Raw genomic sequence first — 6,798 nt, 5'->3', positions numbered from 1 at the left:
TTTACGAGGATGCTATGCCTTCGGGGTTTTCTTACCATCTATTTTCGTTCAATTTACGCATCAGGTAACGGGTCTTGGAAGGAAAAATCGTGAATGGGTAATTTCTGCATATTCAATTTCAACCATGCTGTTGCCTTTTGTTTTTACTGATTTATTTATCAAACGCTTACAGATCATTCAGCCCTATCATTTCAGAATTTCAGAACCTGGCCCCGTTTATTATCTTTTCCTTATTTTTTTCTCTGTGACAGTCTATAGAGTCCTTTTTTTGATGTATCAAGCGGTTAAGAACGCAATTGGAGAAAAACGCAAGCAATTACAATCTATTTTAGTCGCTCATGCGGTTGCTGTTGCAGCAGGTTTTGACTACTTCGCAAGTGTGCTAGGTTTTGTAAAGTCATTGGGGTCACAAAGTCATTGGGGTCAGGTCTTGAAATAAAGTCATTGGGGTCAGGTCTTGAATATCAGTTTTTAGATATCGCCGTCTTGACGAGCTTGCTGATGGTTGTATAGTGTACGCCCAAATGATTCGCCATTTCTTTTAATGTATAACCATGCTGAACATGTGCCTCACAAATTTTCTGACTGCGAACTGCTTTGTGTAGCATTCTATCGAAAGGCAGTAAATCCTTGAGGGGCGGTCGAGCGAAATGTCTTTGAGCTCGGGGAATCTCCTTGATTTGGGATTTATCCTTCAGAAGATCTTTGAACCTCTCTACGAATGGGTCGCTGCCAAGCAATACCTGACCTTTAAGACCGGTCCAGGGAGAAGTCTCGTTCATTCCATCTTTCACAAATTGACGATACATTTTCTGTGCCGCACCTTTCTTCTTATTGAAAAAGTGTAATATCCAGTCTGTTGTGAGAAATTGTGGTGGCGCCTTGAGACCTACCGTGGCCTCGTAACTACTCCATTCCCAAGCTTCTGGCTTTTGGACCATTTTGGCACGTATCGGATTAAGAACGACATATCGACTCAATTCCATCAAATAGCGATCCTTCTCTACCAATATCGCCTTAAACCTTCCTTGAAAAATATGACCCGGTCTTTTATGGTACCAATTGAAAAACTGGGTATAAGAGCCATTCAGTTGGCGCATCCCCAAAGAAAGGTTCGCGTCGGGCGTTTCAATGATAAGGTGATAATGATTATCCATGAGGCAATAGGCATGACAGAGCCAATGATAACGAAAAATAACCGAGCTTAGAATCCGAAGAAATTTTTCTCGATCAGTACGGTCAACGTAAATATTATCTTTCGCATTTCCTCGGGAGGTTATATGATAAAGGGCGTCTGGGTATTCAATTCTCAAGGGACGTGCCATGGTGAGATGATACCAGGTTAAAACTGATATTTCAAGACCTGACCCCATTTTATGTGACCCCATTTTATGACCCCATTTTAAGAATGAGGGAGGAAAGATTATGAAACAATATCTCCAGATCACCGTTAAAGATACCGGCATTGGTATTTCCCCTGATATGCAGGAGAAAATTTTTGACCGCTTTAGTTCTACAATGTCAGGACCGACTCGCAATTTTGAGGGGGCAGGAATCGGCCTTGCCCTTTGCCGAGAATTGGCAAAACTTCACGGCGGAAAAATCACGGTCCAAAGTGATTTCGGGAAAGGATCCTCTTTCACACTGCTCCTCCCTTTGAAACGTCCCGCTCGCCCAACTCAAGAAAAATTTAAAAAACCTCAAGACCTATTCAATGAGAAAGAGAGGGAGTGGTTCACAAAAATTCAACGTGATGCGATGACAACCGGGACTGATTTGATGCTGGAGAGAGATCTTTTTGGAGCTCGTTCCTTCGCTCAAAAAAATAAAGATTCTCAGAAGAAAATCATTCTCATTGTGGAAGATAATCCAGATCTTCTGAGCTTTCTAGGCGCTCAACTCCAAAGCGACTATCGCCTCCTTCTCAGCCGAGATGGAGAAGAGGCGTTAAGCATTTTAGAAAAAGATCAGCCTGATCTTGTCATTTCAGACATCATGATGCCGAAAATGAATGGTTATGAGTTTTGTGAAAAAATGAAGGCCTCATCTCATCACGATATTCCCTTGATTTTTCTCACCGCAAAAGCAGATTTAGACATGCGGCTGGAAGGCTATCAATATGGAGCCGATGATTATTTGGTCAAGCCGTTTAATGTTCAGGAGTTAAAGGCGAAGGTAAAGTCTCTTCTGATCCTCAGTCAAATGCACAAGGCCCTTCAAACAAAAAATAGAGAATTAGAGCGAACCCTTCAAGAGCTTCACGAAACGCGGGATGAAAAATTATCCTATGTCACTCACATGGCAGCAAGCCTTGCCCATGAAATCCGAAATCCCCTTCAACCCATTCAGACTTATCTTGATATCCTCCAGGAGAACCACAACGAACCGGGCTTTCTATCCAAAATGATTCAAAGCATTATTCCCCACCTGAATCGTATGGAATCGCTGGTGGATCAATTGATGCACTTGAGCAAAATTGAAAAACCGATTCTTTCCCCTCTTCAACCGATCCAACTGATTGAAGAGACCCTTCATCTTTTTGAACCGAAGTTACGGATGAGGAAAATTCTTCTCTCAAAAGATTTTTCACCTTCTTCTCACCTCATTCAAGCCGATAAAAGTCAACTCTCTCAAGTCTTTTTTAATTTGATCAAAAATGCCTTGGAGGCGATGCCTCAGGGAGGAGAACTTTTAATTAAGACGAAAGTCCTTACAAAAGAAGAAAACAAGATCTACCAAATTTCTTTTCGAGATTCAGGAACAGGGATGAATGAAGAAGTTTTAAAAAACCTTTTCACTCCTTTTTTCACTACGAAGAAGGACAAAGGAACAGGGTTAGGCCTTTCCATTTCTAAGCAAATCATTCAGGCCCATCAAGGAACTTTATCGGTCGAAAGTCAGGCGGGACATGGGGCAACGTTTATCATTGAACTTCCTGTAGAAAAATCTTAAGCTTAAAAAGCCCTTACCTTAATAAAATTTAAGTCTGAATCGTCCTGCCAGGGTTGTGGCTAAGGCGTAACATCTCAATTTGGGCACGGTTGGATCTCTCATTCTCGCCTTCTTGCTCGCAATATTTCTCATTGATACGAGTATTCAAGAGAAGCGAGAGTATGTCAGAAGTGAAGTATTATTCTGAAGGGATCTTTTACACGATGGCCTTAACCAATGAAAGCGGGTCAAGTCCTGAAAATCTTTCCGTGCTGTTTCATCAGAGTACTGATTGAGTTTGCAATATTTTTTTGTGGTGATCATTTCATTCTTTTTTAACATCCAGGCTAGCCCAAATTTCTCATCACATTTCTACTCAGAGCGCCCATTCCGCCTCGTCTGCTTCGCAAGAGAGGTCGGCCTTGCTCAACGTACTGTAAAGTACGCCTCACACGGCACGGAGCGTCTTCCTAGCATCCAAAGCGGACTCGGGCGGTCGAGCTTCAAGAAATCTGATGAGAAATCCAGGCTAGGGCTTTCATTTGTCTCTTGTTCATTTGCTGATAAATTTTAGGTCTAATCCAACTCCTCAGATTTTTTAATTTGGCTTCAAAATTAATTTCTTTTCGAAGGTCTTTCAGTTCTGCGAGTAGTGCCTCCATAAAAAAGATGAGAAAGTAAGTGAGATCATGGTGATGCTCTCTCGCGTCCTGAATGGCTTTGTAATAGTTGGGTGCTCGCGATCAAAATAATCAGAAAGGGCCAGCATGTTAATAAATTGGATAAGGTCTTCCATCATCTGCAAACTTTCGTCTGAAGAATATTTCTCTCTTTTCTTGATAAAACGCAAGGCCTCTTCTAGAGAACTTCTTGCTCCTTCAATATGGCTTGAGTAATAGGCCTCCTCATTGGCTGCTTTTTCTTTTAATCGTGTTTGGATAGAAGTTGATAATGAAAGGGCTTCCAAAAAACCACGCTGTTCGGAAATCTCTGTGATCAGGTTGAGCAGATGGGGCGTCATGACAAACAAGAAATTTTCTTCTTGTTTGGTTTTTAGAAAGATGTGTTCAGACTTTGCCTATCGCTTATGCCAAATTTTATTTCAACATAGCTCCGCATCCTTGGAACTACGGCTTTCAATCATCAGTTCTTTTTTAGTGGGATAATCCCCATAAGTATATTTCATGACCCTTCAGCCTTATGGTATAAAGGCTCACGCATAAACGCCAAGTTATTCGCCAACTAATTGCCAATCACTATGGTTGAAAATTTGGCGATTGTCAATGGGAGGATTGCCTTGATGATGTTCGGTCATCTGCGGTATGATGAATCCTAAAATTGCTCAATCAATTTTAAATGGGGAAAAGAATATGTTTTTAAAAATGATCCGTGAGGCATTAGGAAGAATCATTGTTTTGATCAATCATTTAACGAGGCCGTCTCAAGTGATTCGGTCAAAGACTGAGCAGGAACGGGTTAACCAAGAAGCAAACGGTTTGGCGTTATATCAGTTCTATGCGTGTCCTTTCTGCATTCGGACCCGTCGGGCCATTCATCATTTGAATATTCCTATCGAATACCGGGATGCGCAAAATAATCACCAGCATCGAAGTGAATTATTGACGCAGGGCGGCTCTCTTCAAGTGCCCTGTTTGAGAGTTGAAGAAAAGGGGGAAGTGAAATGGATTTATGAGTCGGCTCATATTATTCAGTATTTGGAAAACCGTTTTGGTCGAGTCGCATCCCTCGTAAAATAACGAGAAACTTAAGATGAGGGAGATCTCTATTTTGCCTTTACAAACGTTTCTTATATTGTTATTGTTGCACCCTTGAACACTTTGTGGTAGTGTTTTCCCCACGTAAAAATCTTGACTCAACAGGGAGGTGTTGGATTACCCGGATTAATCATTTAATTCGCGCTCAAAATGTGAGAACCATCGACGACAAAGGGCGCCAGTTGGGTGTTATTGCTTTGTCAGAAGCTGTGGATTTGGCACTTAAAGCCAATCTTGACCTTGTGGAGGTGGCTCCGGACGCAGACCCTCCCGTTTGTCGCATCATGGATTTTGGTAAATTCAGATACGAGCAAACAAAAAAAGAAAAAGAAGCACGTAAAAAACAGCATGTGGTCAAGGTTAAGGAAATCAAGTTTCACCCAAACATTGAGGATCACGATTATGGGGTTAAGCTTAAGCATATTTTTGAATTTCTCAAAAAAGGGAATAAGGTCAAAGTAAGTCTAGCTTTTAGAGGTCGTGAATTCGCCCATATGGATTATGGGAAGCGTGTTTTGGAGCGTTTGGTGGGGGATGTCGTTGAAGTAGGAGCTGTAGAACAGTCTCCAAAGTTGTTCGGCCGAAACATGATTATGATTATTGGGCCGACGAAGAGTAAATAAGTAATGTTAATTATTCATTAAGTCTAAGGACGTTATGCCAAAAATTAAAACGGTTAAGGGTGCAAAAAAAAGATTTAAAATTACGGGGACAGGAAAAGTCCTTCGTTATAAGGCCTTTGGAAGTCATTTAATGGCTCATAAGGAACACAAGAAAAAGTTGGGTCTCAGAGGCTCTGTCGTTGTAGATCCCTCAGATGCAGGCCGCTTTAAGCAACTGCTTCCAAATGGATGAATCAGTGTTTGAGTTTTAGATTTTCTCTGCTCTCTCGCTTCAGGTGAGGCTTGCAAAAGGCAGGGCTTAGTTTACCATTAGTTCAGGCTGAGATTGGGGTCTGATTTAGATCGAGATTAATGTCTCCTCTTCCTCTTGGGGTAAGAGAGCAGAGGCCGGTCTCATCCGACTCGAGTTTAGCCAAATCAAGGGAGCCGGGAACCTACTTAAAGGGCAAAAACTAAATTGACATCAAAAAATAATTATTGGTTAGCAGCCGTCGGTGATTAAATCAGCGGGGACGTAAATGAATCAACCTTCTTTGCAACACATCAGAGGAATTTTTTGGGGAATCGTAAGTGGAATGTTTTTTTTGACATTGCTTACAGGAAAGCCAGAAGCGAAGATAGAAGCAAGGGCTGAAGTCAAAGCAATAGCAAAAGCAGAACCAGAGCTAGAACTAAAAAGTTTAGGTTTGAAATCTTCCATCCAAATCACAACACTTGCTGCCACCCCAAACCCATGTAACCCAACCATAAACCCCGTAAAAATCACAGGAACCATTTCAACAACGAATGCGAAACCTAAGAAAAAGGGAGAACGGGAAGAAAAAATAAAATGGATTGGATACGTTGTTAAGAGCAAAGAAGCACGAGGGACGAAGCACGATGGACGAGAGACGAGAGACGAAGGACGAAGCACGAGGGACGAGGGACGAGGGATGAACGAACGAGGGACGAGAGATGAGGGACGAGAGGCGAAAGAAGGAGAACTGATTGACGACCTAGCCCAAAACCTAGAGATCGATGATATCGAAAAAGAGCTTTTATCTCCCTCTCCCCGTTTTCACGGGGAGAGGCTAGGTGAGGGGTCCCTTAAAAAGATTAATAAAGCGGACATCCTCTACATCGTCAAAGGCGAAGGAACCTCGATCAACTTCACCTGGAACGGAAAAGACAGGAACGGAGTAGAACAACCCGAAGGAAGTTATATTGCTGGGGTCATAGCCAAAGGAAATGGATCCCACACGAAAAAAGAAATCACCCTCACCATTGATACCACATCTCCTCAAGTTACGATCACAAGCCCAGAAAACAACAGCATTACAAACCAGAGTCAAATCACGATCACAGGCAGTGTCAATGAAGAACTCTCAAACCTTACAATAAATCTAAACGGGCTAGAGGTGAGAAGCTGGAAGCTAGAAGGACTAAGCTTTGAAGAAACAATCACATTGGAATTGGGTGAAAACACAATA

9 protein-coding genes are annotated in these 6,798 nt (G+C 42.0%); 6 read left to right on the top strand and 3 right to left on the bottom strand.

Annotation, left to right across the window (positions count from 1 at the left end):
* Positions 1–439, top strand: a 439-nt coding sequence (locus HYS07_03005) for a hypothetical protein (protein MBI1870141.1), incomplete at its 5' end; no start/stop codon positions are given.
* 25 nt (positions 440–464) lie between these two features.
* On the opposite strand, the gene HYS07_03000 is transcribed toward HYS07_03005, so the two are convergent.
* Positions 465–1,325 (bottom strand): transposase, encoded by an 861-nt coding sequence (locus HYS07_03000; protein MBI1870140.1) that lies wholly within the window; start codon positions 1,323–1,325, stop codon positions 465–467.
* Positions 1,326–1,425: 100 nt separating this feature from the next.
* Between HYS07_03000 and HYS07_02995 the strand changes: the two genes are divergently transcribed.
* Positions 1,426–2,952 carry a response regulator gene (locus HYS07_02995; protein MBI1870139.1) on the top strand — a complete coding sequence of 509 codons (1,527 nt, stop codon included), beginning with the start codon at positions 1,426–1,428 and terminating at the stop codon, positions 2,950–2,952.
* Between the two features lie 144 nt (positions 2,953–3,096).
* Here the strand turns inward: HYS07_02995 and HYS07_02990 are convergent, their stop codons facing one another.
* Positions 3,097–3,255 carry a hypothetical protein gene (locus HYS07_02990; protein ID MBI1870138.1) on the bottom strand — a complete coding sequence of 53 codons (159 nt, stop codon included), beginning with the start codon at positions 3,253–3,255 and terminating at the stop codon, positions 3,097–3,099.
* Positions 3,256–3,568: 313 nt separating this feature from the next.
* Positions 3,569–3,961, bottom strand: coding sequence for a hypothetical protein (locus HYS07_02985; GenBank protein ID MBI1870137.1), 393 nt, complete (start codon positions 3,959–3,961; stop codon positions 3,569–3,571).
* A gap of 340 nt (positions 3,962–4,301) precedes the next feature.
* Here HYS07_02985 and HYS07_02980 point away from each other — a divergent pair, with 340 nt between their 5' ends.
* The 4 genes from HYS07_02980 to HYS07_02965 all read left to right on the top strand — a co-directional run.
* Positions 4,302–4,688: a glutathione S-transferase N-terminal domain-containing protein gene (locus HYS07_02980; protein MBI1870136.1), complete on the top strand. Its 387-nt coding sequence runs from the start codon at positions 4,302–4,304 to the stop codon at positions 4,686–4,688.
* Between the two features lie 143 nt (positions 4,689–4,831).
* Positions 4,832–5,329, top strand: a complete 498-nt coding sequence (locus tag HYS07_02975; protein ID MBI1870135.1) for a translation initiation factor IF-3 — start codon at positions 4,832–4,834, stop codon at positions 5,327–5,329.
* A 34-nt stretch (positions 5,330–5,363) separates the two neighbouring features.
* On the top strand, positions 5,364–5,561 hold the full coding sequence (rpmI, locus tag HYS07_02970; GenBank protein ID MBI1870134.1) for a 50S ribosomal protein L35: 198 nt from the start codon (positions 5,364–5,366) through the stop codon (positions 5,559–5,561).
* A gap of 286 nt (positions 5,562–5,847) precedes the next feature.
* On the top strand, positions 5,848–6,798 hold a 951-nt coding region (locus HYS07_02965), incomplete at its 3' end, for a hypothetical protein (protein ID MBI1870133.1).

It is taken from the genome of Chlamydiota bacterium (genome assembly GCA_016178055.1).
In the GTDB taxonomy this organism is placed as follows: domain Bacteria; phylum Auribacterota; class JACPWU01; order JACPWU01; family JACPWU01; genus JACOUC01.
This window is presented reverse-complemented; position numbering and strand designations above follow the sequence as displayed.